Genomic DNA, 26972 nt, shown 5'->3' on the forward strand with positions numbered 1-26972 from the left:
CCGATGGTACCAACGTTGACATGCGGTTTTAGACGTTCAAACTTGGCCTTTGCCATGGGTATTTCCTCTTTTTTTGGTGAATCTTTATCAATCAAAGATCAGTGAATAGCTGTTTGACGGCTCATGATGCAGGTAAGACCATCAAACCGTTGACGCTATGGTTTATCTACTAAAACTGTTCTGTAATCTTGCTAAAGTCTATGCATTCAAACCATGCAGTTCAACTTCATACAGATAAATATTATACTTACTTTTCAAGCTATTGAACATTGCCAGCTATTATATAACATCGCTGTTGCACTAATTTATCTTACTGTAGCTCATCTACAAATAAACTTAGTATTTATTAATAAATTGACAGCACTAAAGGGCAACACCTCAGTGTCACCCTTAAATCATCAATTGCTGTACTGTATTTATAATGTTCAATATCCTATGCTTTCGATATCGATGCAACGCTGTTTAAGATAGCAAAGCAAACACAAAAAGCTTAAACAATAAATGGAGCTCATATCGAGAATTGAACTCGAGACCTCTCCCTTACCAAGGGAGTGCTCTACCGCTGAGCTATATGAGCATGTTTTTAATAACTACAGTACAAATAATATTGTAGATTTACTAAAAAAATATCACGATACAGTTATCATAAACTGATTATCGTGATTTATTATTGATAATTTTTGCGATGGTGTATATATGGAGCGGGTGGCGGGAATCGAACCCGCGTCATTAGCTTGGAAGGCTAAGGTGTTACCATTATACCACACCCGCATTTACTCTTATTCTAAAGGACTCTAATCGAGAGTCTCTAAATATATAGAGTATGCTTGGCGCTATGACAAACTTAGAAAATATGGTGGTGGGAGAAGGATTCGAACCTTCGAAGCTTTCGCGACAGATTTACAGTCTGTTGGGTTTGACCGCTCCCCAATCCCACCTTAGGTTGCTTTAAACAAAAATGACTTTAGTTTAAGACATATTCATAAAAAGCTACTTTAAGAGAGATGGTGCCGACTGCCGGGATCGAACTGGCGACCTACTGATTACAAGTCAGTTGCTCTACCAACTGAGCTAAGTCGGCTTGTTCTCTTAAAGTGGTGGCTATTCTATCAAATATTTTGAGATGCGCAAGCTCTTTTTCATCTTTTTTTCAATTATTTTAATAAAAATATTTAAGCTGTTGATTAAATTAGCATTTTTATAAATAAAGATATAGCATTAAATTGGCTTTTTACTCAAAGCATTTGTTTTTGCCATCCAGATGGCTATTTAACTAGCGAATGTGCAAACCATTACACGCCATTTTTACTGCTTTTAACAAGGCGAGTGCTTTTTTATTGGTCTCATCCCATTCATCTTCTGGAATAGAGTCAGCGACGACACCTGCACCTGCTTGGATATGGATTTTGCCACGGCGCATGACAGCCGTACGGATAGCAATAGCGGTATCCATGTTCCCATGCCAGCCCAAGTACCCTACTGCACCACCAAAGACTGTTCGACGTACTGGCTCTATCTCATCAATAATTTGCATGGCGCGGATTTTGGGTGCCCCTGTTAAGGTGCCCGCTGGGAACGTCGCACAAAAGACATCTAGTGCGTCTTTATCAGGCAATATCGTACCCTCAACGTTAGAAGCAATATGCATCACTTGTGAGTAGCGCTCAATAAACATCTTTTCGGTCACCTTAACACTACCGTACTCGCAGACGCGGCCAATATCATTGCGACCCAAATCAATGAGCATCAGATGCTCAGCGATTTCTTTTTTATCATTGAGCAGTTCTTGCTCAAGCGCTTCGTCTTCTGCTTGGTTCTGTCCACGTTTACGAGTGCCCGCCAATGGTCGCACTGTTACTTTGCCATTTTCGATACGTGATAATATCTCAGGCGATGCACCAATGATGTCAAAGCGTTTGTGATCGTCGAGCGTATAACCATGCACCAAGAATAGATACGGTGATGGATTTAAAAACCGTAGAGCACGATAGACAGCCAGTGAATCTCCGGTATAATCAGCTGTCAAACGCTGCGCAGGAACGACCTGCATGACATCACCTGCTAAGATATAGTCTTTAATCTTATCCACGTCACTACAGTACTTCTCTGCACCTGTTTGTGAAGTAAACGTCGGCGTCGGCATCACTGGTGCACTTAGATTTGGCATCTCTGCCAGTTTTTCTTCAATTTTTTCTAATTCACGGATAGCATTACTGTAGCCTTCTTCACTATTGCAGTCGGCATAGACGATGATAGATAACGTGTTTTCTAAACTATCGAAAACTATCACGCTCATCGAAAGCATCAGCCACATGTCTGGCATCGACATTGGATTGGGTGCATCAGACAAGCCCACGCTTGGCTCAATGACGCGTACCATGTCATAGCCAAAGTAACCTACTAACCCACCGCTAAAGCTCGGTAGCATAGCGATATCGGCTGCTGTGGGCATATTGTATTGAGCCATCAGCTGACGAATATAATCAAATGGATCATCTATTGCATTTACATCCGTCTGATCGTTTCTTTTGACCGTCATATTGCCATCTGTATATTGCAAAATCAGATCACTACCCAAGCCAATCATCGAATATCGTGCCCAACGCTCACCCCCTACGACTGACTCAAATAAATACGCCGAACCATTCAGATCACGTACTTTAGAAAACACAGATACTGGCGTTTGTGCATCCATTAGGCGTTTTTTTACCAGTGGTGCATGACTAAAGCCACGGTCTTTAAAAGACTGATATTCTTCAAAGGTCATCATAGTAAGGCTCTCTTAGCAACATATTGGCAAAAGATAAAAAGAATTGAAACAATAAAAAGGTATAGTCGGTTTAATGTAATTTGGATACAAGGAAGGCGAGTAAAAGTATTACAAGTAGTAGACTAAGCGAGACTGACTATAGATAAAATATAGCGTCAACACTCTACTGAATGCTGACGCTATAGAAACTCGCTTTTACAGCTTAACGCTGACAGATATAAACTATCTGGCTAGTACATAAGCGACTATCGGCTATACGACGCCTTTATTAAACAACCATAGCGCTAACCCAACGATGAGAATGGCAACAAATATCCATATAAACCAACCACCGCTTGGTTTTTTCTCTATGTGTCCTGCATTGGCTGGGTTGTTGACTGCCTGATTTGCCGCGTTGTTACCTTCGGTACCAAGATCACGAGACTGGCCTAGATTGGCTGTACCTGAAAACTGTGCCGTGGCTGCTTGCTTAGCACGTAAGACATCAGGATCAGCTTCTTCTTGCAGCTCAGTCGTCGTCGTTTTGTCATGTTCTGCTTCGACTACTGGATCTTCATTCACTACGTCTTCATCTGCTTCTTCTTCGCGTATCACTTCTTCGTGCACGGCTTCTTCATGTACAGCCGACTGCTCTACTAATGGCTCACTCTCGTCCACTACTGACAATTCAGGCTCTGTCGCTACTACTTCTTGCTGCTCAGCCACTTCTTCTGCTATCACGGGTTCTTCTGCCACCACGGGCTCTTCTAGTGTTTCTTCTACTATAAGCTCTGGAGTATCATCTACTGGTGCAGACTCTACACTTTCTGCGGCAGACAAGACTTCCTCAATATTTGTTTCTTTGACAATTGGCTCTTGTGGGGTTAGTTCAGCTATTTTGGTAGCATTCTCTATAGGCAGGCTAGTATCAGGTGTTTCATTTGTTGATTCTACTGCTGCCTCTGACGCTGTATCGGCAGCTACTGTCTCAATACTCTCATTTGTAGCAGGCAGCATATCTTTAATACCTGTTTCTTTCACCACAGGTTCATCGATGGTTGGGTGTTCGATGATGTACTCTTCGAACTCATCTGCTTTGGCAGTAGCCTCAGTAACAGCAGCTTCAGTATTACTGTCATCAGCAGTATTCATATTAGCCGCTGCATCCTCTGCCGCTACAGGTGCTACGGGTATTAACGACTCATCTTCCGTAGCAACAGGCGCATTCACCAAAAAGCTAAAACTGGCAAAGCCAATTGTGTCATCTACTTGCAATAGGCTTGACTGGTTTCCTTCGATACGCTGCTCATTGATAAACGTACCGTTCGATGAGTCCAAATCTTTTACATATAACTGACCATCTAATACGCTGAGCACGGCATGATTGCGCGATACTTGCTTGCTGCCGAGTACCACATCATTATCACTGCCACGTCCGATAGATAGGCTGTCATCGACCGTCAGGGTCAATTCTCCAAGCGCTTCTGTTAATGCATTAAGCTGCCAAGTGCTCGCTGATGGTGTCGGGTTTCCGCTGTCTATATTGTTTGTCATGATGCTATTCCTTATTTTTCTATTAAATTTCAAATGATTTTAGCTAAATTATTGCCAATTTTTAAAGCGATTTGACAGCTATTTTGGTATTAACCGTCATAAATAATACCGTGTCTATTTGCGCTATTTAATAATAAAACGAGGCTTGATAATACCGTCAAGCTTGCTATATGGAATGCTTAATACAGGCATACCATAAGCATATGGACCGATAGAATAGTGCTGATAGCGAATGTCGATACCTTCATCCGTCATCGTTATATTATCACTCAATGTAAACGGCCAGTTTTTTTCATAACTACTGACATCGTCGTCCACCGTTTTAACCCACGTTTTATAAGCGTCGTATGCAAGTGCTTCGAACTTTGATTTTTTACCTGATTGAAGCATATCATCAAGTATAATTTGTTTTTTGGTGCTTAGATCAAATACTAAATACTCACTATAAGGCATGCCATGAGCACCACCAGTGAAGACATAGGAGTCAATTTCGAACAATTCAAAATCACTCACATGCCCCAAATACTCAGGCGTAACCATCAAGCTGTAAGCCCATGAACTGCCTTCAGGAATATCTATAAATTGTGAGCCAGCAAAGTCATCAATCGCTGTGTTTACCGCTGCCTGATTCAGTTTCGTTTTGATAGGTGCTGACTCAGTCGGTTTACTATTGACGACTAACGCATTAATACGCTCATTCGTCATATCATTGATCCAACGATGATTGGTATTCAAATATTTAATATCAATCTCTGGACAGTTTTCATGCTCTACACATTGTGCTTGTATGTTTTCTGGCAACTCATAATTCAAATAATCGGTACTGCTAATGAGATTACCTGCATTTGCAGGTATAGCGACGACCCCTAGCAAAAAACCACTAGCCAATAGACCCATCAGACGTGCGTGACTCGCTTTCATAGATGAGCGCAGACGTAATGATGAGTTATTAATATTAAATGGATTCGTAGCGTTCATATAGCCTCTTTCATAAACATACAACATTGCTTAACATTCTACCGTAACAATAGTGAGTTATTGTAGGAACACTGTTTGTGTTTTAAGAAATTACCAGTTTTTGAACGTCTGGTACATAAACTATAGGTAATAAAAAAGACACGGCTAGCGTGTCTTTAGAGATAAATCATATCGTGGGATAATGGATTTTAATGCTCACGAGTATTACTAAAAGTGATTTCTGGATAGCGATCTTGCATCAACTGCAAGTTAACCCGTGACGGTGCAAGATACGTCAGATAGCCACCACCATCGAGCGATAACTGGTCATGGGCTTTCTTCTTAAACTTGGCCAGTGCCACTTCATCATCACAGTGAATCCAGCGTACCGTTGCAATAGATACAGGCTCAAAGATACATTGAACCTTATACTCTTCTTTGAGACGATGCGCCACCACTTCAAACTGTAGCACACCAACTGCACCCAAGACTAAATCGTTGTTAATCTGCGGCATAAAGACCTGTGTTGCGCCCTCTTCACTTAACTGCTGAAGACCTTTTTGTAGCGCTTTAGATTTTAGTGGGTCTTTGAGTATCACACGGCGGAACAATTCAGGCGCAAAATGTGGAATACCGGTAAAGTTTAGCTCTTCACCTTCTGTGAAGCTATCACCGATTGAGATGGTTCCGTGGTTGTGCAAGCCGATAATATCTCCTGGATACGCTTCTTCTAATGCTTCACGATCACCTGCCAAAAAGGTCAAAGCATCAGCAATACGTACGTCTTTACCCAAACGTACATGCTTTAGCTTCATGCCTTTTTCGTACTTGCCTGAGCAGACTCGTAAGAATGCAATGCGGTCACGGTGACGCGGATCCATATTTGCCTGAATCTTAAAGACAAAACCACTAAAGTCAGTCTCAGTCGCGGCGACTTCACGCTCATTAGTCGGATGCGCCTTGGGTGGCGGTGCATATTTGACCAAAGTATCAAGTACCATATTGACACCAAAGTTACCCAGCGCTGTACCAAATAATACTGGCGTCATCTCGCCTGCTAAGAATGCTTCAACACTAAACTCTTCTAGCGCCATTTGTACCAGCTCAAGCGACTCTTCAAAGGCATCAAACATCAACGTCCCCAGACGCTCACGTATATCAGGATAATCATAACCTTCGCGAGTCTCAGAGACCGTCATCTTGCCGCCATTACCTTTTTGGTAAAAGTAGGTTTTGTTTTCAGTCAAGTGATACACACCAACGAAATCCTGTCCCATACCGATAGGCCAAGTCACTGGAATACATTTAATCTTTAGAACTGACTCGATTTCACTAAGTAGCTCAAGCGGCTCGCGAATTTGACGATCGAGCTTGTTAACGAATGAGATAATCGGTGTGTCACGCATCCGGCACACGTCCATCAGCTTGATGGTTCGCTCTTCGACACCCTTTGCTCCATCAACCATCATCAACGCACTATCTACAGCGGTCAAGGTTCGATAAGTATCTTCACTAAAGTCAGCGTGACCCGGTGTATCTAGTAGATTCACCATATGATCTTGATACGGAAACTGCATAACTGAGGTGGTAATAGAAATACCACGCTCTTGCTCCATACTCATCCAATCTGAGGTAGCATGACGATCAGTCTTACGGCCTTTTACTTCGCCTACTACTTGAATCGCCTGCCCCCACAGTAGCAGTTTTTCAGTCATGGTGGTTTTACCAGCATCGGGATGTGAAATAATGGCAAAGGTACGACGTTTGGCGACTTCTTTGTTTAGTTTCTTTGGATCTACGCTCATAATTTTTGGCTTCAACCTTAACTTCAAAAAGGCTGTCTTTAGACAGTAATCTGAATAAATAGAATAAATAATGGGCGTATTGTAGCGGATTTAGCGTCAAGGTGCAGAATTAGCATACAAAAAAACGTTCCCTAACAGTCAAATAGAGCCTATTGGCGCAATTTTTGAATTAATAGTAGCGTTCAATTTGGGCCGCTGATAAATCTGATGTCGTTTGCCAAACGAATGGCTGCTGCATCTATGTTTTCAGCGAATACTAGGGCGTGTCCTCAATTCAATCGATAGTTATCTAAATGGGTTAAAAATGGCTAAATCTTGCCAAATGGCGTCAAATAGCTGACTAATATCTCGATATTATCTGCGCTATTTTCCTTGTTTGACTGCGATTTATCTCATTTTTATCACCATTTTTAAAATGAGGACACGCCCTAGATCCAAAAATCGTCACTGAATCCTTTAATTACAATTCCACAGTATATATTTACGCCTGACCTATACAGCTGACTTAATGGTTTGTTATGCTGAAGCTCGTATCAAAACGTACCCGTTAAATATAAAGTAACTATAAAAACTGACAACAAAAAAGGATGTGTTATGAAAACTCTATACTCTACCAAAGCAACTGTTACTGGCGGCCGCGCGGGTTCAGCCAGCTTGAGCGACAGCGATCTCACTATCAATATGGTAGCACCAGGCTCAGGCAAAGATGGCAATAACCCAGAGCAGATGTTTGCGATAGGTTACAGCGCTTGCTTTGACGGTGCACTTGGCGCTGTTAAGCAAATGGAAAAAGCAAAGTTTGATTCAAAAACGTCGATAGAAGTAGACCTATTACAAGGCGAAGGCCCTGATTATAAGCTAGCAGCTAGAATCCATGTCATTGGTGAAAACACTGAGCTGTCTGCTGATGAGTTTCAGCAACTGGTTGAAAAAGCACATCAAGTATGCCCATACTCAAAAGCAACACGTGGCAACATCGATGTAGAATTAACTTCAGAAGTAAAATAACACAAGCTTGACGGTTAAGCAGCCTGATTGTTAAAGCTGTTTGATTGTTAGATAAGCTATGAAATAAAGAACTCAGTTCACGCTGGGTTCTTTTTTTATGTGTGATTCAATTGTCTTCCCATACGCACCATTCATATCAATAGGCAATTCAATAGGTGATATTGAACATCTCGTAATGATTAAGCAGTTCGGCACACACGGATTTTATCGTTATAATAAGCACATATTTCTATCTAATAGCTGATAAGTGACCTTTATGACTGATCCTATGACCGACTCCATCACCGACAGTGACCACAACTCCCATCAAGCGATTGATCCTGCCGCATTGCCAAACTTTGAGACCATGCCAAATGTAGCGACGATGGATACCAGTCACGTCGATAAAAACCAACCACCTTTTATCTTGGTTGATGGCTCTTACTATCTGTTTCGCACTTATCATGCCTTACCAAAGACCATGCAAAACTCGCAAGGCCTGATAACCAACGCCATCCGTGGCACGCTCAATGCGCTGCTCAAGCTGATGCGCCGTTATCACCCTACGCATATGGCCGTCTGTTTCGATACCAAATCACCGACTTTTCGTCATCATATGTCTGCTGACTATAAAGCAGCTCGCCCGCCCATCGACGTAGAGCTAGTAGAACAGATTCCTTATATCCATCGTTTGGTCACCGCCTTAGGTCTTCCCTTGTTGCGTATTGAGGGTGCAGAAGCTGATGATATCATCGGTACACTTGCCCATCGCGCTGTCGCTGAAGGTCATCATGTCGTCATTTCAACGGGTGATAAAGACATGATGCAACTGGTCAATGACTGCGTTATCTTAGAAGACAGCTTTACGGGTAAAATTACGGACACAGAAGCTGTCATCGAAAAATTCGGTATTAACCCAAATCAGATGATTGATTTCTTGACGTTAATGGGTGATGCTTCAGACGGTATCAAAGGCGTGCCTGGCATCGGTAAAAAAACCGCAAAAGACTTACTCGTTGAGTATGGCGATATCGGCAATATGTTAAAGCATATTGGTTTTATCAAAGGTCGCGGTGCTAAAGGTTTGATTGAGCACGCCGATGATATTCCGTTTAATAGGAAACTGGCTACCATCGTGACAGATTTGGCCATCGGCCAAGATTGGAACGATCTAAAAATCAATACTGATCCTAGTGCCCACATCGACGAATTACGCGAATTGTATAATGAGCTAGAGTTTAGAAACGAGCTCGCGTCTCTCGACCACCCAAATCATCCTGCAAATGGCTCGCAGAGTGTCGCTGACAGTCAAGCGAATGCTGAATCACAAGCGCAAATCGCTAAGTCGCTACAATCAAGCAGTGTTGAAAATATCCAAGATAGCAAATCGCATGATAGAGCATGGCATACTGTGCTCGACGAACCAGCCTTTGAAAGTCTGGTCCAATTGTTAGAGTCTGTACCTCATTTTGTCATTGATACTGAAACTACCAGTATTTATTGGCGTCAAGCTGAAATCGTCGGTCTCTCTTTTGCTGTGCAAGCCCATGAAGCATATTACATTCCGCTGACGCATAGTCTAGAAGGTGATGAACTAACCGCTAAACAGCTCGACCGTGACACCGTTTTGACACGCCTAAAGCCAATTTTAGAAAATTCAAACATCGGTAAAATCGGTCAACATTTAAAATACGATGCTCATATTCTCAGTCATTATGATATCGATTTGGTCGGTGCCATTCATGAACAACCCAATAACTGGACAATGGATACCATGCTTGCCAGTTATGTGATTAACGCTGCCGCCACTCGTCACGGTATGGATGACTTGGCACGGCATTATCTACAGACGCAAACCATCAGCTATGAAGATGTCGCTGGTAAAGGTGCTAAGCAAGTCACCTTTGATCAAGTCGCTATTGATATCGCCAGTGACTATGCTTGTGAAGATGCCGACATTACCTATCAATTATTTGAGGTGTTCAGCGTTGAGCTGGCGAACGATGCCAATAACGCCAAATTGCTACATGAGTTAGAGATTCCAACGGCAGAAATACTGTGCCAAATGGAAGCGAACGGCATTCTTATCAAACGTCCATTCTTAAACGAACTATCAAAACGCTTTGATGAAGAAATTATCGCGCTTGAAAAACGCGCTTATGAAGTGGCAGGTGAAGAATTCAACTTAGGCTCTCCGAAACAACTCGGTGAAATGCTGTTTGAAAAGCTTGGCGTCGCTGGTGGCAAGAAAACCAAATCAGGCCAGTACTCTACTGGCGAAGCGGTACTGTCAAAAATAGACCATCCATTGGTCGATATCACGTTGGAATATCGCAGCCTATCTAAGCTAAAGAGCACCTATACCGATGCGCTTGATAATGTGGCAGATAGCGAAACTGATCGTGTACACACTAGCTATCATCAGGCACTGACCAGCACTGGGCGTTTATCTTCTACTGATCCCAATTTACAAAACATTCCGATTCGTACCGCGACTGGTCGATTAATTCGCCAAGCCTTTATCGCTCCAGAAGGTCGTGTGATTCTCGCAGCGGATTATTCACAAATTGAATTGCGTCTCATGGCGCATTTTTCAGGCGATAATAATTTAACGCATGCCTTTAACGAAGGTCTCGACATTCACGCTGCGACTGCCGCTGAAGTGCTTGGCAAAGATGTCACAGATGTCACGTCAACTGAGCGCCGTAATGCCAAAGCCATCAACTTTGGACTACTGTATGGCATGAGTGCTTTTGGTCTGGCCAAGCAGCTACAAATGAGTCGTAATGAAGCGCAAGACTATATCGATATGTACTTTGAGCGCTACCCGGGTGTCAAAAACTATATGATCAATACGCGTGCCAGCGCTCACGAACAAGGCTATGTCGAGACAATATTGGGCCGCAAGCTTTATACCCCTGATATCACTCACAGTAACCGCATGGTCAAGCAAGGTGCTGAACGTGCAGCGATTAATGCGCCACTTCAAGGCTCAGCGGCAGATTTAATCAAACTTGCTATGATTGCCGTGGATAAGGTGTTGCCAAAAGAGCAAGCTAAAATGCTGCTACAAGTCCATGATGAATTAGTGTTCGAAGTTGATGCAGATAAAGTTGATGAGATTAGCCAGTTGATTACCGATGCGATGCAAGATGTATTGACAGTTACTGCGGTCGAAAAAGGCTGGAATGTGGACTTTGCAGTGCCGCTATTGGTTGAGACGGATAGTGGTCAGAACTGGGATGAGGCGCATTAATAGCTACAGTATAGAATTTATTCTATGTACTTTTTAATAAAAAAGGTTAGGCATTTTGCTTAGCCTTTTTTACATTCGAAGACCTATTAAGTAATGCACTAATATCAGCAATAGTCCCTTCCTCCATCATGAAAGATAAACTCCCTTGCTATGCAGCTATAAGTAAAAGTCATCCCTCGCTCATCAGAAGTAAAGTATTCCTAGCCACAACTTCCCTATAATTAACGACCTATGGCATAATACTTTTGTTTACCCTTTTCAGAGACCAAAACAATTGAAACCCTTCATGACGACATCAGCAAACTTTAACACCTGTACCGTTTATATAATTGCCAGTTTAGGTTTATGCACGCCAGTATGGGCAGATGCTACGCCCATTACAGATTCAGAATTGCTAGAATCTGTAAATACAGAAACGGCTTCGTCATCTAATGATAACGATCCCAATCGCGATGAAATTCTTGATCAACTTGGCTATCAACCTACTGAAGAACTTGTCGAGCAACCTTTCCCATCAGTACAAGAAGAGCAAGGCTGGACAGATGAACGCCGTGAAGATGTTCAAGACCAATTGCATGAATGGGCACATAAAATGGACGGCTGGTTTGGAGAACCCGATCCCAAAAAGCCTGCCAAAGCCAGCTTACGAGTCGTGCTAGATACACGTTGGGCCAATGATCCCAAAACAGGTAGTGATGTCACCGTTGAGCCGAGGATTCGTGGTCGCTTACGCTTGCCTGTGTTAGAGAGACAACTAAGTCTGATTATTGGTGATGAAGAGCTGGATGAAGATACTTTTTTAAAACAAAGCACGACAGGCAATACTTATCAAGCAACCTCCAACAATCAAGACAGACTTATTAATACTAAAAAAACGCGAGAAGACAACGCCTCTATTGCCCTACGTTGGACACGTTTTAATGACGAGCTCGAAGATCAATTAGGTGTGAACACAGATGTCGATATCGGGATTCGTTCACTGGACGATCCTTATCTAAAAGTAAGTATCGATAAAGACTGGTATAAAAGCAAAAAACTAGAAGTGACTAGTGATAGTTTTTATCGCTATGGACTTGATAGTGAGCACTATGTCAAAGGTGGATTAAATCTACAATATGGCGCAGATACCAAGCGATTTATCAATAATAACACCACTGTTCGTTATCGTAATCAAGACGAAGAAGAGCGCAAAGACTGGGATAACGACCTGAGACAGGTGCATTATTTAGGTAATGAGAAACAGCTAGCCTACGGACTCTCTGCCAGTGGTTATTTTGAAAGTGATAAGTCAACTTTAAACAGTTATGGTCCTGCCATTAGTTATCGCCAACCCATTTGGCGCGAATGGCTATATATGCAGACAGAGCTAAATTACTATAATGACAAAACAGAAGATAAAGACCATTACCCTTCTGCCTTGCTACGTATGGAAGCTTTGTTCTAACCCTACTACCAGTCAAGTTTTCTGAACCAAAATCAATAGCAACCATTGATAGTTATATTTACATTAAAGAGTATTAGGCTGCCTACATTAACAATGAATTATGACCGATTAGTTATATTAATTAACAACATGAGGTTGGATTTGGCGTTATAGTAGCGGCCTATTGAGTTATATATAGCCAAATAATTTTCATTCTGAAGTGAGCCCTTGGGCTCACTTTTTGTATTTTATGAATCAGGAGACCACCATTATCACTGAAAATAGTATTATCGAAATTGGTGAAGCCATTATCTTAACCTTATGTTTGCTACGCTGCTTACAATATTCAGTGCAAAGCCGCGTCCTACAGGGTCGCCACTTTTGGCTTGCCTCCGTTTTAGTTTTCTTCAGTGTTATTCGCAGAGAGCTGAGTTATTTGTCTGATTTATTGGTACCAGAAGACTTTGTGCTGCTCGGCCATTCTTACGACTGGTGGGAAGACAGGGTATTACTGGTCATCATTGTGGCTACGCTTATATTGCTAGTTCGTGCGCGCCATTATTTTTGGAGCGTTCTGAAAAATGTCCCAAAATCGTTATATCTGGGTGTTGCTGTCTTAGCAGTACTGCAATATATGGGTGAAAATGCGATTATGTTCCCACATGAGTTTGGCGAGGTCGTCGAAGAGCTGTCAGAGAATATTATCTATATAATTGCGCTGATTTACTTATTACAATTCAAATTATCGACGTTTGACAACCTACCAAGCAATCAGCAAAAATTCACTGTGCTAAATCGACAATAACGGCAGATAATGCCGATTAATTTGTGATGCAATTAAATTCTATTAGAGGTCATCACGATATAGTTCTCATCATATAAGTATTGTCATGTAAGTATTGCCATATGTCCATCGCAAAGTATCAAATCAGTACAGCTGTAATGTTTGAGCCATAGTTTGCTATACTGAAATGCAAACACCAAAAACAATGACAATTGTGGCCATCATGTTAGTGTTGTCGCTCAATATTGACGTCTGGCATTAACCTTTAATTTACAGCATCTGAATAACTATTGAGTGAATGACTATGAACATATTGATTACAGGCGCATCACGAGGCATTGGTCTGGCAACGGCAAAAAAGCTGGCGGCAAAAGGTCATAATGTCGGGCTATTTGCTACTAACACTACTACGCTTGGACAGGCTATTACCGATAAAGCATTTAAAAAATCGCTCAAACAAAAGCGTGTGATAACGGGTCAGCTTGATGTTACTCAGCCTGACTCATGGGACAATGCTATTACTCAGATGATTGATAATTTTGGCAGTATCGATGCGTTGGTTAATAATGCTGGTGTACTGGTCACTGGCGCATTACCGACAACTAACCTAGATGACCAACTGGCTCTCATTGACGTCAACTGTAAAGGCGTACTCATTGGCTGTCATAAACTGGCACCTTATTTAGCCGATAATAAAAACGGCAAAATCATTAATGTATCGTCTGCGTCTGCTATTTATGGTCAGCCTGAAGTTGCGAATTACGCTGCCAGTAAGTTCTTTGTACGAGGTCTCACCGAAGGACTTAATATTGAGTATGAAAAGTTGGGCATCAAGGTTATCGACGTCATGCCGCTATGGGTCAAATCTGACATGACAGCGGACATCGAAGTAACCAGTATTGATCGCTTAGGCATCAACCTAGACGTCAATGATGTCGCAAAAACTCTATGTAAACTCACCACGAGTCCTAATCGCAAGCTTAGAAGCACGCATTACTCTGTCGGCCTTCCAGCTAAGTTGTTTCAGACACTAGCACAAGTGGCCCCTGACTCATTGATACGTTGGGTAAATACTAAAGTGGGTGCATAGTAGCGCATTAGGCTAGCAACACTACGCCCATTAAAGTATAAAAAATGGCTACCGAATTTCGGTGGCCTTTTTTCTTACTCTGGTATGTTCTCATCTTAAAAGTTGTGCCTTACATTTTTTGAACATCCTGTGACACCTTAATACTATCAGTGATACCCATAACGCGTCACACTGATCATGATAAATAAGACAAATCACAATGATCAATAATAATAAGGAAAGCATTATGGATAACATTAAAAGCCCATTACCAGAAGAAATGGATCACATAGAAGGTGATACCAGTATCAATGATAACAGCCAAGAAATTGATTTAGACAATCCGATGTTACATACCATTGATAATAACGATGTCATTGATAATAGTGCAGGGTTTGACAACTCACAAGTAGGCAGTGATGCGACGCAAGGACTAACCCCGATGCATCGCCAAAATATTGATGAGTCGCGTGTCGATGAGATCTTAGTCCAAGACAATCTTGATGATAGCGATTATCCAGATGCGATGGATATCGCTGATAGAGAAGCGGCTGAACGTAGCAACGATGATGATTTTTAGCAATTAATACGACTGTTGATACAGCACTTTGGTCAAAAAAAAGCACGCTTAATTATATTAAGCGTGCTTTTTTATCGATCATAAAATAGATTAGATTTTGCTAAAAACCATTTTTACTAAACATGACTTACGCCGCTGATAACGGCTGATCGGTCCACACATCACGATAACTGGTGTAATAAGTAATCATACCTATTGGGAGCAGTATTAGAATACCCAGTCCCAATGTAAAGATGACGGCTAATATCATAATTATGGGAGCAACTATCCAAAAAACCAAAAACGGTAGAATGTTTCTTAAACAGCCCTTAAAGCTCATTTTCATCGCTCGAACAGGTTCAATGTCGTGAAGTACAATTAAAGCAGGTGCAAACCAAATGGCCATTAATACAGGGAATAACAGTAAAAAAACCAATAAAGTCCCTATCGCCATGCCTACAATCGCAACATCACTTGACTCTTGAGCTAAGGATGCAAACATACTGCCGAATACGATCAGCATCGGTATCATCATGACAATCATAGCCACTAGATACAGTACAAATAAAACAATTAATGGCATAAGATGAGTATTGAAGGCCGAAAAGAGATGATCAAATTTTAACTCTCTGCCCGTAGCTTGGTCAGCACAGCCCTTTATGATTCCACCAACAAATACAAAAGATATGAAAGGGAAAATAAAGTTTATCACAGGGACACTACTACCAATGACAGCGATGATTAGGTAAGCAACACCAATCGCTAACCACAATAAGAATTGATCTTTAAATATTGCAAATGCCTTGGTAATCCAGTTTACACCCCATCCTGCTTGGCAAACTCGTGGTTCTGCTAATAACTGTGGCAACAAATTACCATATTCATCCATTGGCGGTAAGTTCGGTGGTTGGCCGTTAGGTTTTTGCAATGATATAGGGTTCAGTGAATCGTTCAAGCTAGACATGCTTATCCTCAAAAATAAAGTGGTACAAATATAAAATTAAGCAACTATGTAAAAATAGCAAACAGCACAAAACAAAAATCTGCTTGGCACATTGTTACATACCAGCAACAAAAAATCTCAACTTTATTCTATTGATAGAACGCATACAAAAAAATACCGAACATTATGTCCGGTATTTTTTATGATTTATTCATTATAGCCATTATATCAATGACATCTAGCCGTCAAATTCAGTGACTAAGCCCAACCATCCAGTGTGCCTGCCCAACCTTTAACCAATGGTGCACTAAGCGCTTCAAGCAAATCAATATGCGCATCATCAAGGTTCAAGGCTGGAATATAGTGATATTCTTGTCCGCCCGCATGGAGAAAGTTTTCACGGTTCTCGATGGCCAGCTCTTCTAGTGTCTCTAAGCAATCCGCTGAAAATGCTGGACTAATCACTTGTACCGAGCGCACGCCAGACTTGCCCCAATCTTCCAATACGACATCAGTATACGGCTTGACCCACTCTTGCTTACCGAAGCGCGACTGGAAACTGATAATCCATTCATCTTCTGTTAGACCAAGCGCGTGAGCAACTTGTGCTGCGGTACATTTACAACGCTTGGGATACGGATCACCCTTGTCAGCATAGGGCTGCGGAATACCATGAAAGCTAAACATCAGCTTTTCAGGCTTGCCATGTATAGCTTGAAAGCGACGAATCGAATCTGCCAATGCTTCGATATAAAGTGGATGCGCGAAGTAATCTTTGACTATCGTATAGTTTGGCAAATTACGTTGCTTCAGTGTCCATTTCGTCAATGCATCATAAACCGCGCCGCCCGAAGAGGCTGAGTATTGCGGAAATAATGGCAAAATAACAAAATGATCAACACCCTCACTGCGTAGATTATCCATCACGTCAGGCAAACCAGGATTGCCATAACTCATCGCAGGATGCACAGACACGCGAAATGGTGCAGCAGTATCTGCTAGCCGTGGCTCTAACATCTCAACTTGGCTTTTTAATATCTTACGAATCGGCGAGTCGCCTTCCCAGATACTGGCGTATGCTTTTGCCACACGTTTAGGGCGGCTGGGTAATACAAACAAGTTGAGAATAATCGCCCATAAAAATTTAGGAATCTCAATCACACGTGGGTCTGACAAAAACTGTTTTAGGTAACGACGTACAGCAGGTGCTGTTGGCTCATCTGGTGTACCTAGGTTCACTAATAGGACGGCAATACGTGGTGGCAGTTTAGGTTTCATAGCAGCACTATTTTATTAGGTTAATTAAAAAGACATCAGGTAAAAGATTATTAAGTCATTATTAAATAAATGCCTTATTAGTGTAGCATTTTATCCATTAATAACGCAGGGTAAAAGCGCACTTATACAATTTGATACTCAGTTGCTATTTGTTTATTATCTACCCATTATGCATCTGCTATAACAACCAAGCACGAAAGACCTAGATCGAAGGTTGTACTCATATGCGCATCGCCATACAATAGGCAGGCGCATTATAAACACAGTGTAGGTAAGACGGTATCGGCGCAATAGTCTGTCGATGTGTTGCCATTTTTATTTTATTGATGATTGTTGTCTTGCGAGGTAGCTTTGAACGCACGCCCTGATAATACCAGTGACCAGTTCCCCACAGATACATCCGATTCAATTGACTCAACCAGTGCAGCTAGCACGGTGGGCTCAGTCGGAATCGTGACGCCCCAAATTTTTCATTTTGCTGAGCCATTGACCTTAGAGTGTAATCGCACCTTGCCCTCATTCGATTTAATAATCGAGACTTACGGCACACTCAATAGCGATAAATCAAACGCCATACTTATCTGCCATGCCTTATCTGGTAGCCATCATGCAGCAGGACTGCATAGTGCCGATGATAAAAAGGCGGGCTGGTGGGACAATATGATTGGCCCTAATAAAGCCATCGATACCAATCGATTTTATGTGGTCTGCGTGAACAACATCGGCAGCTGTTTTGGCTCGACAGGCCCAACGACGCTTAACCCTGATAGCATTAGCGCAGATGACGAAAGCACTGGCAGCGAACCGCCGGTTTATGGCCCTGACTTTCCACTCGTTACGATTAAAGATTGGGTGAAAACGCAAGCCATGCTCTCAGATCGTCTCGGCATTGATGTATGGCACGCCATCGTTGGCGGATCTATGGGCGGCATGCAAGCACTACAGTGGTCGGTTGACTATCCAGAGCGGCTAAAACGCTGTGTCGTCATTGCTAGTACACCAAAGCTCTCTGCACAGAATATCGCCTTTAATGAAGTGGCGCGTCAGTCTATATTGTCTGACCCTGACTTCAAAGATGGTCGCTACTTACAAGCAGGCACCTACCCTCGTCGCGGGCTGATATTGGCGCGTATGGTTGGCCATATTACCTATCTGACCGATGATGCAATGAAGGCAAAATTTGGTCGTGATCTAAAATCCGGCAAGTTCATGTATGGCTACGATGTCGAGTTCCAAGTCGAAAGCTACTTGCGCTATCAAGGCGAACGCTTTAGTGAAAACTTCGATGCCAATACTTATCTGCTCATGACCAAAGCCTTAGATTATTTTGATCCGACACGTGACTATCCAATACGCAGCTACCCAACACACGACTACCCATCAGTCGCAGCAACAGATACGATAGGGTCCACAGAATCAGCAGTACAACTTGAAGACTCAATCGCGGCTTCCGTCGAATCTAGTAAGAACAGTACGCAAGTTGAGCTAGAAGATGCAGTAGCGACGATTGAAGATATTGAATCTGATCGTCAGCAAGAGCTGTCTGCACTCAAAGCGGCCTTTGCTCATACTCAATGCCAATACCTAGTGGTCTCATTTACCACTGATTGGCGCTTTGCACCGGAGCGCTCACAAGAGATTGTCGATGCACTAATGGCGACTGGCAAACCTGTCAACTATATCAATGTTGATGCGCCGCATGGCCATGATTCTTTCTTATTTGATATTCCACGTTATATGGGTGCGGTCAGAGGATTTTTAACTGCGCCGTTTATTTCTGGCAAAAGTACCGCTACAGGAGACCGCTCATGAGAATGGATCATCAACTGGCTGAGCGTTGGATTGCCCCGCACTCGCATGTGTTAGATTTAGGCTGTGGTAATGGCGAACTACTCGCTCATCTACAACAAAATCGCGGCGTGACTGGCTACGGACTTGAGATTGACGAAGAAAAAATCAACGATGGCATCGCAAAAGGCTTGTCTATTATCGAGCAAGACCTCAATGATGGTCTAGCGCGCTTCGCTGATAACAGTTTCGACACCGTCGTCATGGCCCGTGCGCTACAAGCCGTGAAATCGCCTGACGTACTATTGCTTGATATGCTACGTGTCGCCCGCGAAGCCGTCATCACCTTCCCTAACTTTGCCCACTGGCAAAACCGCCTGCACTTAGGGCTTAAAGGTATGATGCCTGTGTCAGAGGCATTGCCTTATGAATGGTACAACACGCCAAACATTCATCTGTGTACCTTTAAAGATTTTGAGCTGTTATGCGCGCAACATGATATTCATATCGTCAATCGTTTTGCCGTCAGTGATTCTGAAAAAGGCCATACGTCACTGATGAAAGCATTGATTCGACAAGCTCCCAATCTGTTAGCAGACGTCGCTATTTACAGAGTGACTAAACGTACATCAGATTAATATTATCGATTTAGATGTTTGCCTCTTAGCCTAAAAATATTGATATCTGAGTAACTGTATGATTTTGTTACAAACAATATTGGGTAAATTACCGTTAACTTAGGTAATTAGTATTTGAGTTTCGTAAACTTGGATGTTAAGCTAGCAAAATAATGTTGGCCACGCCCTAATTCCGACCGTTTATCGTGTCAATTAAGGTTAACCAACCCTCAAACATTAAATATATTGCTAATAATTAGGTCAGTTAGTCTCGCTGGATGTCCCCTAATTGTTATCGCCGTCTAAATTTCTTTAGCGGTGCAACTCTTTTGCTTATTAACTGCCTAATTTTGGAGCTGCTATGAAATTATTAAAAGCTGCGTTGTTTACTGCATTGTTCTCTTGTGCAGGTCTTGCCAACGCTGAGTTAATATCAAACGTACCACTTGATACGTCACGTTTTGAGCTAATGCCAATCAGCGAGCTATCTAGTCGTGCTGCCCAAGGCAATGACCATGCTCAGTTCTATTTAGCCAAACGCTTACAGAAAGGTGAAGGTGTTGCACAAAACACTCAACAAGCCGTTCAGTGGTATACCAAAGCAGCTCAGCAAGGTGTTGCTCCTGCTCAGTTAAATTTGGCCATCATGTACTTGCGTGGTGAAGGTGTACAGCCTAACCTACAACAAGCCCGTGGTTGGCTAGAAAAAGCCGCCATGCGTGGTGATAACCGTGCCAGCTATACGCTTGCATTGTTAGATGAAAAGCAAAAGAATTTGGTCGATGCTTATAAATGGTATGACTTGGCTGCCCGTGATGGCATGCTAGATGAAAAAGTACGCAACAAAGCTCGCGGTAAAATTGGTCAGTTGGCATTGAACTTATCAAGCTCAGACATCGCTAGCGCTCGTAGCAAAGCGGATACGTGGTTCCAGAGCAAGTAAATCTAGCAACATAAAGTCTTAGTTTAAAAATAAAAATCCAGCCTTTGAGCTGGATTTTTTGTGTTTGGTGCTATAGTTGGTTTCTGTTATTAAGCAAAGTGATATGAGCCTAAATAGATTTGGATTAGAAAGAACTACTAGTTATATATAGAGCAAAATCAATGTTCTTAAAAAACAGATATTGAATAATAAAAATTTAAGGAACATTCGTATGAGTGGAACAAGAAAAATACTACTATTGGGTAATGGATTTGATTTAGCGCATTTCTTACCGACCAAGTATGACCACTTTATGCATGTCATGCGTAATGTGGAAAATTATGATAAAGATACTCCAATGACTTTTCAGGAGTTATATACAGACTTGATAAGTAATGAAAGTTACTTCTTTGAGAATACTATCAACTTTTATAAGACTGAGGACGTTACCTTACCTTTGGAAGAAGTTAAAGAGCTTCAAGATAAACTGGACAAGAATGGTTGGTTTCAATATTTTAAAAGCTATATTGATAGCGGTATTGATACATGGATAGACTTTGAGAACGAAATGGAAGTGGTGCTAAGTGCCCTCTGTTATATAATATCGGAAATAGAAAAAAATGTAGAATATCTCCGTCATTTTCCAACTGAAAGCTTAAGTTTAAGTCCTAAAATATTCAATAAAGATGTTAAGAGAAAGTATCCATTCATCAATAATTTACTCAAAAAATTTTCTATAACAGATAAACATAGCATACATGCCGACACGCACATGATATTTAATAAAGCTTTTGTAAAATACTATTCAGGACAACCTGTAGATATATGTTCTTCTAGCTTGTTGAAGCACTTAGAAGAAGATTTAATGGGTTTTATTGAGATATTCTCTGAATACATTGCCTTTATTGACAAACTAGAATTAAAAAACATTCTAAAAAATCCAGAAATTTTTGAAAAAGATTTGGATGCCATTTATAGCTTCAATTACTCATCTACTATTGAGCGTTTGTACGGTCATTCCAATATCAATTTTATACATGGGAAAGCTGGTAAAGATAGTAATAAAAAAATTGTTTTAGGTATTTCAGAGCTTCAAAATCAAATACTAATAGACAATAAAGCCTACGGGTTCGTTAAATACTATCAAAAGCTTGTCAACAATACTGATTATCAATTTCTTAGACCAAAGTCCTCTATCATAGAGATAGAGAATAAAATGAAAATTTCAAGTCTCACGAAGTACCATCCCATTGAAATTTACATTTGGGGGCACTCTTTAGATTCGTCAGACAACGACTATATTCATGAAATATTTTCTTTTAATCAAGGAAAAAAAACATCAGTTAGAGTCATCATTTATTACTATTCGAAGCCACATGCACAACTATCCAACCTGATAGATATACTTGATAAAGATATTATTGAAACTTGGATGAAAAATAAATGGTTAGAGTTTGTTGAAACACCCGACATACGAAAGCTAAATGTTAATGGTAACTATATTGATAAAAGTATCAGCGAATTCTCCAAAACTGTGCTTAAGCCAGAAGAAACCCGTAATATAGGTTTTTCTTAGGTATATAGTACTGATATTTTTGCATTGTTAAGTTTCAAAACCCATCTAAAATTTGCTACACTACGCGCGCATTATTTAATTCCACAATTAGACTAGTGTTATAACCCATTTTTAACTGACAAAGTCTATTTCAAATGAATGCAATATAAGGAAGCCGAGCGCAGATTGTACCCAAAGTACATCAAGCGAGGATGACACAATAGCGTATTTATTTGAACCAAACTGTTAACCCAACGCACTAGGTTTACGACCTAGCCAGCAGGAGAAAAACATGAGTACTACTCAAAGTAGCAATATCCAAGATAGCACCACTCACAGCCCTACTACAACTGACAACAAATCAGCGCCCGCTTACGATAGCGTGACCAATAATATTGTCGTTGCGGCACTCTATAAATTCACGCGCTTTGCAGACTTTGAGCAATACCGTGAACCAATCTTAAATACCATGCTCGATAATGATGTAAAAGGTACTTTATTGATTGCCGCTGAAGGTATTAACGGTACGATTTCTGGCACGCGCCAAGGTATTGATACTGTCCTTGAATATCTGCGTAGTATCGAAGCGATTGGCACGTTTACTTTTAAAGAATCGTATACCAACGAACAGCCTTTTTATCGCACTAAGGTAAAACTCAAAAAAGAAATCGTCACCATGGGTGTCGAAAATATCGATCCTTTGCAATCAGTCGGCCGCTATGTAAAACCAAGCGAATGGAATGCGCTAATCTCTGATCCTGATGTCATTCTGATCGATACTCGTAACGATTATGAAGTGCAAATCGGTACCTTTAAAAATGCTGTCAATCCAAATACTGAGACCTTCCGTGAGTTCCCAGAATACGTGGCAAAAGAAATGGATCCAGCTAAGCATAAAAAAGTTGCGATGTTCTGTACTGGTGGTATCCGCTGCGAAAAATCTACTGCTTATATGCGTGAGCAAGGGTTTGAAGAGGTTTATCACTTAGAAGGCGGCATCCTAAAATATCTAGAAGAAGTACCTGCTAGCGACTCTATGTGGGAAGGTGATTGCTTTGTCTTTGACAACCGTGTATCGGTCAATCACAACTTAGAAAAAGGCAGCTACGAGCAATGTTTCGCATGTCGCATGCCCATTACTCAAGAAGAGATGCAAAGCAGTGCTTACATTAAAGGCGAGTCATGCCCGCATTGTATCGATAAAGCGACTGACGAACAAAAGGCGCGCTTTCGTGAGCGTGAGCACCAAATGCAATTGGCCAAAAAACGTGGCGAAGCGCATATCGGCAGCGACGTGATAGATGTGATAGAGAAACGCAAAGCCGCTAAGGTTGAAGCACAACGTTTAGCTGATGCAGCAAATCAAGCCAAAAAGAGATAAACGGTCTTACTTTCAGGCTAAAAAAAAAGAGAGGCTCTATTTATTAGAGCCTCTCTTTTTTTATAACAAATTATCAGTGCTTATCGCAACAATCAACGCTGATATAGTTGATCCAATTTAAAAGTGGTACAAGGCAACCGAGTGCAGATGTATATGCAATACTTCAAGCGAGGTTAACGCTGCAACGCTTTTATAGTGGATTGACTATACTAGAATAAGATACGTACGCGGATCGTTTCTTCTACGTCTTTTAGCTGATCTAAAGCGGCACTTGAATCGTTATAATCCACATCCATCACCAGATAACCAACATCACCTTCGGTCATTAAGCTTTGCGCTAAAATGTTGATATGCGCTTCAGCGAACAGGCGGTTGATTTGTGACAATACGCCCGGCACGTTTTTGTGAATATGAAGCAGGCGATGCGAGTTTTCTTTAAATGGAATCGATACTTCTGGGAAGTTGACAGCAGTCGCTGTATCACCTTGATCAGAATATCGAACAAACTTGTCTGCTACTTCTAGCCCAATGTTAGCCTGCGCTTCTTGGGTAGAACCACCGATATGCGGTGTCAAAATCACGTTATCAAACTTACGTAATGGTGATTCAAACTCTTGGTCAGCAGATTTTGGTTCTTTCGGGAACACGTCAATTGCCGCGCCCAATACTTTACCAGACTCAAGCACAGCAGCAAGATCATCAATATCTACGCAAGTACCGCGTGCGGCATTGATAAAGTAGCTGCCTTCTTTCATTTGTGCGAACTGCTCAGCTTTCATCATATAGCGCGTGCTTGGTACATCAGGCACATGCAATGTCACGATGTCGGCAGTTGACAATAACTCTTCTAAGTTACTTACTTGCACGGCATTACCTAGTGGCAATTTGGTTACAGCATCATGATAAATGACTTTCATGCCGAAGCTTTCTGCCAATACTGACAGTTGTGAGCCGATAGAGCCGTAACCAACGATACCGATGGTTTTACCACGTACTTCATGTGAGTTCGTCGCAGACTTGCCCCAGCCGCCACGATGTACGGTGGCGTTCTTTTCAGGGATACCACGATACAGCATAATAGCTTCAGCCAATACCAGTTCAGCCACCGAGCGGGTGTTTGAGTATGGCGCGTTAAAGACAGGAATACCTAGGTCGCGAGCTGCTTCCAAATCTACTTGGTTGGTACCGATACAGAAGCAGCCAATACCGATCAGCTTATGTGCATGCTCAAGCACTTCACGTGTCAATTGAGTACGCGAGCGGATACCAATGAAGTGGGCATCTTTAATTTTTTCAATCAGCTCATCTTGATCTAGAGCTTGGCTGATATTTTCGATGTTATGATAGCCAGCGCCTTCCAATACTTTTAGAGCATTGGCATGTAGACCTTCAAGCAATAAAAACCGGATTTTGTCTTTTTGTAGTGATAACGCCATGTGGGAACTGTCCTATAATTGTCTTATAAAATTATCTGCGCGATAATCTATGATGGATGAAACGAAAACAGTCTAGATATCTTACACAAAATTCAACGCCGATGTTAGCAGATTAGATGAATTATTGATTATCTATCCTGAATTTTTTTTATGCTATAGTGAATTATATCCTTCAATGTTTATTAAATAGTTTCTTTACTATACTATTTACGCTTGTGCATGCACATGCCATCATATCGCTCTATAATTACCACAATCACCAACGCCTACTGAGTTGAACACACTTACCTAAAAGTGCGGCTGTCACAACAATGCGTAAGTCACTACAGTTATGATAAGTATGTTTCTATCAATTTAGCGATACAATAATCCCCTTTATACATAGCGCTTGTTTATACCGAGATCTGACCATGACTTCTTTATCTAGCCAAAGCACATCTGAAACCCATACCGCAGCTGTCCAAACTATTTTAAGTACCCTGCTTGAGACTCATCAGTTTGACGCTAGCCAAATCAAAACTGACGCTGAGAGTTTAGAGCATTGGGGCAAGGACTGGACCAAGCATTTTGCGCCTGCTGCTGCCGCCATTGTTTTTCCGAAAACTACCGAACAAGTGCAATCTATCGTCCTACTTGCCAACGAACACAATGTTGTCCTGACACCTAGTGGTGGCCGTACTGGTCTATCAGCTGGCGCAGTCGCTGCTAATGGCGAGATTGTCGTCAGTATGGACAAGATGAACCGTATCGGACAGTTCTATCCAGCCGATCGAATAGTTGAAGTCGAAGCCGGTGTCATCACTCAGCAGTTGCAAGCATTCGCAGAGTCTAAAGACTTGTACTATCCTGTTGATTTTGCCTCAGCAGGCTCTAGTCAAATCGGTGGCAATATCGGTACTAACGCAGGCGGTATCAAAGTCATTCGTTATGGCATGACCCGTCAATGGATTATGGGCCTGACCGTTGTCACGGGTAAAGGTGATATCTTGCACCTCAACCGCGGTATGGTGAAAAATGCCACGGGTTATGATCTGCGCCAATTGTTCATCGGTAGCGAAGGCACGCTAGGTTTAGTCACCCACGCGCAAATCAAGCTTGAGCGCCAACCACAAGACTTAAACGTCATGGTACTTGGCATGGACAGCTTTAACGATGTCATGAATGTACTGGCAGCATTTCAAGCTAAAATTGATTTGACCGCGTTTGAGTTCTTTGATGATGTCGCGATTGACAAGCTAATGGCACACGGTCAAGTACAAGAGCCATTTGAATCACGTACCAAGTTTTATACGCTACTAGAGTTCGAAGCGCCTTATGAGCCAATTATGGACAAGGCCATGGCAATATTTGAGCACTGCATGGAACAAGGCTGGGTCATCGATGGCGTCATGAGTCAGAGCTTGGCACAGGCTGAAGAGCTGTGGAAGCTTCGCGAATACATCTCTGAGACCATTTCAGTATTTACCCCTTATAAGAATGACGTCTCTGTTCTTATCAGTCATGTGCCAGAGTTTATCACTGAGATTGATCATATTGTCAGCAGTAACTATCCTGACTTTGAAGTATGCTGGTTCGGTCATATCGGTGATGGCAACTTGCATCTAAACATCTTAAAGCCTGAAAACATGAGCAAAGACGATTTCTTTGCAGAGTGTCAGGTTGTCAATAAATATGTATTTGAGACGGTACAAAAATATGGCGGTTCGGTGTCTGCTGAGCATGGCGTGGGCATGACGAAGAAACCGTATCTGAGTTATAGCCGCAGCGAGACAGAGATTGATTATTTACGAGAGGTCAAAAAAGTCTTTGACCCCAACAATATCATGAACCGCGGTAAGATTTTTGATATGTGATGGGCTAATTACTCACGAGATTAAAGGTATCTTAAACGTTTAACCTACCCTCAATA

The 26972-nt window shown here is 41.8% G+C and carries 19 protein-coding genes and 4 tRNA genes; 12 read left to right on the plus strand and 11 right to left on the minus strand.

Annotation, left to right across the window (positions count from 1 at the left end; genetic code table 11):
* Positions 1-502 precede the first annotated feature (502 nt).
* The 8 genes from AAEY75_RS05755 to AAEY75_RS05790 all read right to left on the minus strand — a co-directional run bounded on the left by AAEY75_RS05755 (position 503) and on the right by AAEY75_RS05790 (position 7065).
* Positions 503-577: transfer RNA gene (locus AAEY75_RS05755), tRNA-Thr, on the minus strand.
* 120 nt (positions 578-697) lie between these two features.
* A tRNA-Gly gene (locus AAEY75_RS05760) sits at positions 698-771 on the minus strand.
* Positions 772-854: 83 nt separating this feature from the next.
* Positions 855-938 (minus strand) — tRNA-Tyr (locus AAEY75_RS05765).
* Positions 939-1005: 67 nt separating this feature from the next.
* Positions 1006-1081 (minus strand) — tRNA-Thr (locus AAEY75_RS05770).
* Positions 1082-1273: 192 nt separating this feature from the next.
* Positions 1274-2770, minus strand: coding sequence for an anthranilate synthase component I (gene trpE / locus AAEY75_RS05775; RefSeq protein WP_197215945.1), 1497 nt, complete (start codon positions 2768-2770; stop codon positions 1274-1276).
* 252 nt (positions 2771-3022) lie between these two features.
* Positions 3023-4303: an FHA domain-containing protein gene (locus AAEY75_RS05780; protein WP_197215944.1), complete on the minus strand. Its 1281-nt coding sequence runs from the start codon at positions 4301-4303 to the stop codon at positions 3023-3025.
* A gap of 123 nt (positions 4304-4426) precedes the next feature.
* Positions 4427-5281: an RsiV family protein gene (locus AAEY75_RS05785; RefSeq protein ID WP_352259016.1), complete on the minus strand. Its 855-nt coding sequence runs from the start codon at positions 5279-5281 to the stop codon at positions 4427-4429.
* 188 nt (positions 5282-5469) lie between these two features.
* Positions 5470-7065, minus strand: coding sequence for a peptide chain release factor 3 (locus tag AAEY75_RS05790; RefSeq protein WP_194195869.1), 1596 nt, complete (start codon positions 7063-7065; stop codon positions 5470-5472).
* Between the two features lie 594 nt (positions 7066-7659).
* On the opposite strand from AAEY75_RS05790, the gene AAEY75_RS05795 reads away from it, so the two are divergent.
* The 6 genes from AAEY75_RS05795 to AAEY75_RS05820 all read left to right on the plus strand — a co-directional run bounded on the left by AAEY75_RS05795 (position 7660) and on the right by AAEY75_RS05820 (position 15164).
* Entirely contained in the window at positions 7660-8073 is a 414-nt protein-coding gene (locus AAEY75_RS05795) for an organic hydroperoxide resistance protein (protein ID WP_197215941.1), read from the plus strand.
* 256 nt (positions 8074-8329) lie between these two features.
* Positions 8330-11308, plus strand: a complete 2979-nt coding sequence (gene polA, locus AAEY75_RS05800) for a DNA polymerase I (RefSeq protein WP_502944376.1) — start codon at positions 8330-8332, stop codon at positions 11306-11308.
* 286 nt (positions 11309-11594) lie between these two features.
* Entirely contained in the window at positions 11595-12752 is a 1158-nt protein-coding gene (locus tag AAEY75_RS05805) for a hypothetical protein (RefSeq protein ID WP_197215939.1), read from the plus strand.
* Positions 12753-12981: 229 nt separating this feature from the next.
* Entirely contained in the window at positions 12982-13536 is a 555-nt protein-coding gene (locus tag AAEY75_RS05810) for a hypothetical protein (RefSeq protein ID WP_227681270.1), read from the plus strand.
* A gap of 283 nt (positions 13537-13819) precedes the next feature.
* On the plus strand, positions 13820-14605 hold the full coding sequence (locus AAEY75_RS05815) for an SDR family NAD(P)-dependent oxidoreductase (RefSeq protein WP_197215937.1): 786 nt from the start codon (positions 13820-13822) through the stop codon (positions 14603-14605).
* A gap of 226 nt (positions 14606-14831) precedes the next feature.
* Complete coding sequence (locus AAEY75_RS05820; RefSeq protein WP_197215935.1) at positions 14832-15164, plus strand: hypothetical protein; 333 nt, start codon at positions 14832-14834, stop codon at positions 15162-15164.
* Positions 15165-15291: 127 nt separating this feature from the next.
* Here AAEY75_RS05820 and AAEY75_RS05825 read toward each other — a convergent pair whose 3' ends face one another.
* Positions 15292-16107: a BPSS1780 family membrane protein gene (locus AAEY75_RS05825; protein WP_197215933.1), complete on the minus strand. Its 816-nt coding sequence runs from the start codon at positions 16105-16107 to the stop codon at positions 15292-15294.
* Positions 16108-16344: 237 nt separating this feature from the next.
* Complete coding sequence (gene hemH / locus AAEY75_RS05830) at positions 16345-17364, minus strand: ferrochelatase (protein WP_352259020.1); 1020 nt, start codon at positions 17362-17364, stop codon at positions 16345-16347.
* A 435-nt stretch (positions 17365-17799) separates the two neighbouring features.
* On the opposite strand from hemH, the gene metX reads away from it, so the two are divergent.
* From metX to trhO, 5 genes are all read left to right on the plus strand, one after another.
* A complete protein-coding gene (metX, locus tag AAEY75_RS05835; RefSeq protein ID WP_352259211.1) occupies positions 17800-19176 on the plus strand; it encodes a homoserine O-acetyltransferase MetX in 1377 nt (458 codons plus the stop codon).
* Positions 19173-19790: a methionine biosynthesis protein MetW gene (metW, locus tag AAEY75_RS05840; RefSeq protein ID WP_352259022.1), complete on the plus strand. Its 618-nt coding sequence runs from the start codon at positions 19173-19175 to the stop codon at positions 19788-19790. The genes metX and metW overlap by 4 nt, the downstream gene beginning before the upstream one ends.
* 340 nt (positions 19791-20130) lie before the next feature.
* The gene (locus AAEY75_RS05845; protein WP_194195877.1) at positions 20131-20712 is read left to right on the plus strand and encodes a tetratricopeptide repeat protein; all 582 of its coding nucleotides are present in this window, start codon (positions 20131-20133) and stop codon (positions 20710-20712) included.
* A gap of 211 nt (positions 20713-20923) precedes the next feature.
* Entirely contained in the window at positions 20924-22267 is a 1344-nt protein-coding gene (locus AAEY75_RS05850) for an AbiH family protein (RefSeq protein WP_352259025.1), read from the plus strand.
* A 271-nt stretch (positions 22268-22538) separates the two neighbouring features.
* A complete protein-coding gene (trhO, locus tag AAEY75_RS05855) occupies positions 22539-23627 on the plus strand; it encodes an oxygen-dependent tRNA uridine(34) hydroxylase TrhO (RefSeq protein ID WP_502944377.1) in 1089 nt (362 codons plus the stop codon).
* Between the two features lie 209 nt (positions 23628-23836).
* Here trhO and serA read toward each other — a convergent pair whose 3' ends face one another.
* Complete coding sequence (gene serA / locus AAEY75_RS05860; RefSeq protein WP_352259027.1) at positions 23837-25063, minus strand: phosphoglycerate dehydrogenase; 1227 nt, start codon at positions 25061-25063, stop codon at positions 23837-23839.
* Positions 25064-25473: 410 nt separating this feature from the next.
* Between serA and AAEY75_RS05865 the strand changes: the two genes are divergently transcribed.
* Positions 25474-26916: a D-2-hydroxyglutarate dehydrogenase gene (locus AAEY75_RS05865; RefSeq protein ID WP_352259029.1), complete on the plus strand. Its 1443-nt coding sequence runs from the start codon at positions 25474-25476 to the stop codon at positions 26914-26916.
* Positions 26917-26972: the final 56 nt, after the last annotated feature.

This window comes from Psychrobacter sp. TB55-MNA-CIBAN-0194 (assembly GCF_040309505.1).
In the GTDB taxonomy this organism is placed as follows: Bacteria; Pseudomonadota; Gammaproteobacteria; order Pseudomonadales; family Moraxellaceae; genus Psychrobacter; species Psychrobacter fozii.

Bases quoted from the DNA above. Each gene is read 5' to 3' on its own strand.
- trpE (WP_197215945.1), bottom strand. From the start codon at position 2,770: ATGATGACCTTTGAAGAATATCAGTCTTTTAAAGACCGTGGCTTTAGT.
- AAEY75_RS05780 (WP_197215944.1), bottom strand. From the start codon at position 4,303: ATGACAAACAATATAGACAGCGGAAACCCGACACCATCAGCGAGCACT.
- AAEY75_RS05785 (WP_352259016.1), bottom strand. From the start codon at position 5,281: ATGAACGCTACGAATCCATTTAATATTAATAACTCATCATTACGTCTG.
- AAEY75_RS05790 (WP_194195869.1), bottom strand. From the start codon at position 7,065: ATGAGCGTAGATCCAAAGAAACTAAACAAAGAAGTCGCCAAACGTCGT.
- AAEY75_RS05795 (WP_197215941.1), top strand. From the start codon at position 7,660: ATGAAAACTCTATACTCTACCAAAGCAACTGTTACTGGCGGCCGCGCG.
- polA (WP_502944376.1), top strand. From the start codon at position 8,330: ATGACTGATCCTATGACCGACTCCATCACCGACAGTGACCACAACTCC.
- AAEY75_RS05805 (WP_197215939.1), top strand. From the start codon at position 11,595: ATGACGACATCAGCAAACTTTAACACCTGTACCGTTTATATAATTGCC.
- AAEY75_RS05810 (WP_227681270.1), top strand. From the start codon at position 12,982: ATGAATCAGGAGACCACCATTATCACTGAAAATAGTATTATCGAAATT.
- AAEY75_RS05815 (WP_197215937.1), top strand. From the start codon at position 13,820: ATGAACATATTGATTACAGGCGCATCACGAGGCATTGGTCTGGCAACG.
- AAEY75_RS05820 (WP_197215935.1), top strand. From the start codon at position 14,832: ATGGATAACATTAAAAGCCCATTACCAGAAGAAATGGATCACATAGAA.
- AAEY75_RS05825 (WP_197215933.1), bottom strand. From the start codon at position 16,107: ATGTCTAGCTTGAACGATTCACTGAACCCTATATCATTGCAAAAACCT.
- hemH (WP_352259020.1), bottom strand. From the start codon at position 17,364: ATGAAACCTAAACTGCCACCACGTATTGCCGTCCTATTAGTGAACCTA.
- metW (WP_352259022.1), top strand. From the start codon at position 19,173: ATGAGAATGGATCATCAACTGGCTGAGCGTTGGATTGCCCCGCACTCG.
- AAEY75_RS05845 (WP_194195877.1), top strand. From the start codon at position 20,131: ATGAAATTATTAAAAGCTGCGTTGTTTACTGCATTGTTCTCTTGTGCA.
- AAEY75_RS05850 (WP_352259025.1), top strand. From the start codon at position 20,924: ATGAGTGGAACAAGAAAAATACTACTATTGGGTAATGGATTTGATTTA.
- trhO (WP_502944377.1), top strand. From the start codon at position 22,539: ATGAGTACTACTCAAAGTAGCAATATCCAAGATAGCACCACTCACAGC.
- serA (WP_352259027.1), bottom strand. From the start codon at position 25,063: ATGGCGTTATCACTACAAAAAGACAAAATCCGGTTTTTATTGCTTGAA.
- AAEY75_RS05865 (WP_352259029.1), top strand. From the start codon at position 25,474: ATGACTTCTTTATCTAGCCAAAGCACATCTGAAACCCATACCGCAGCT.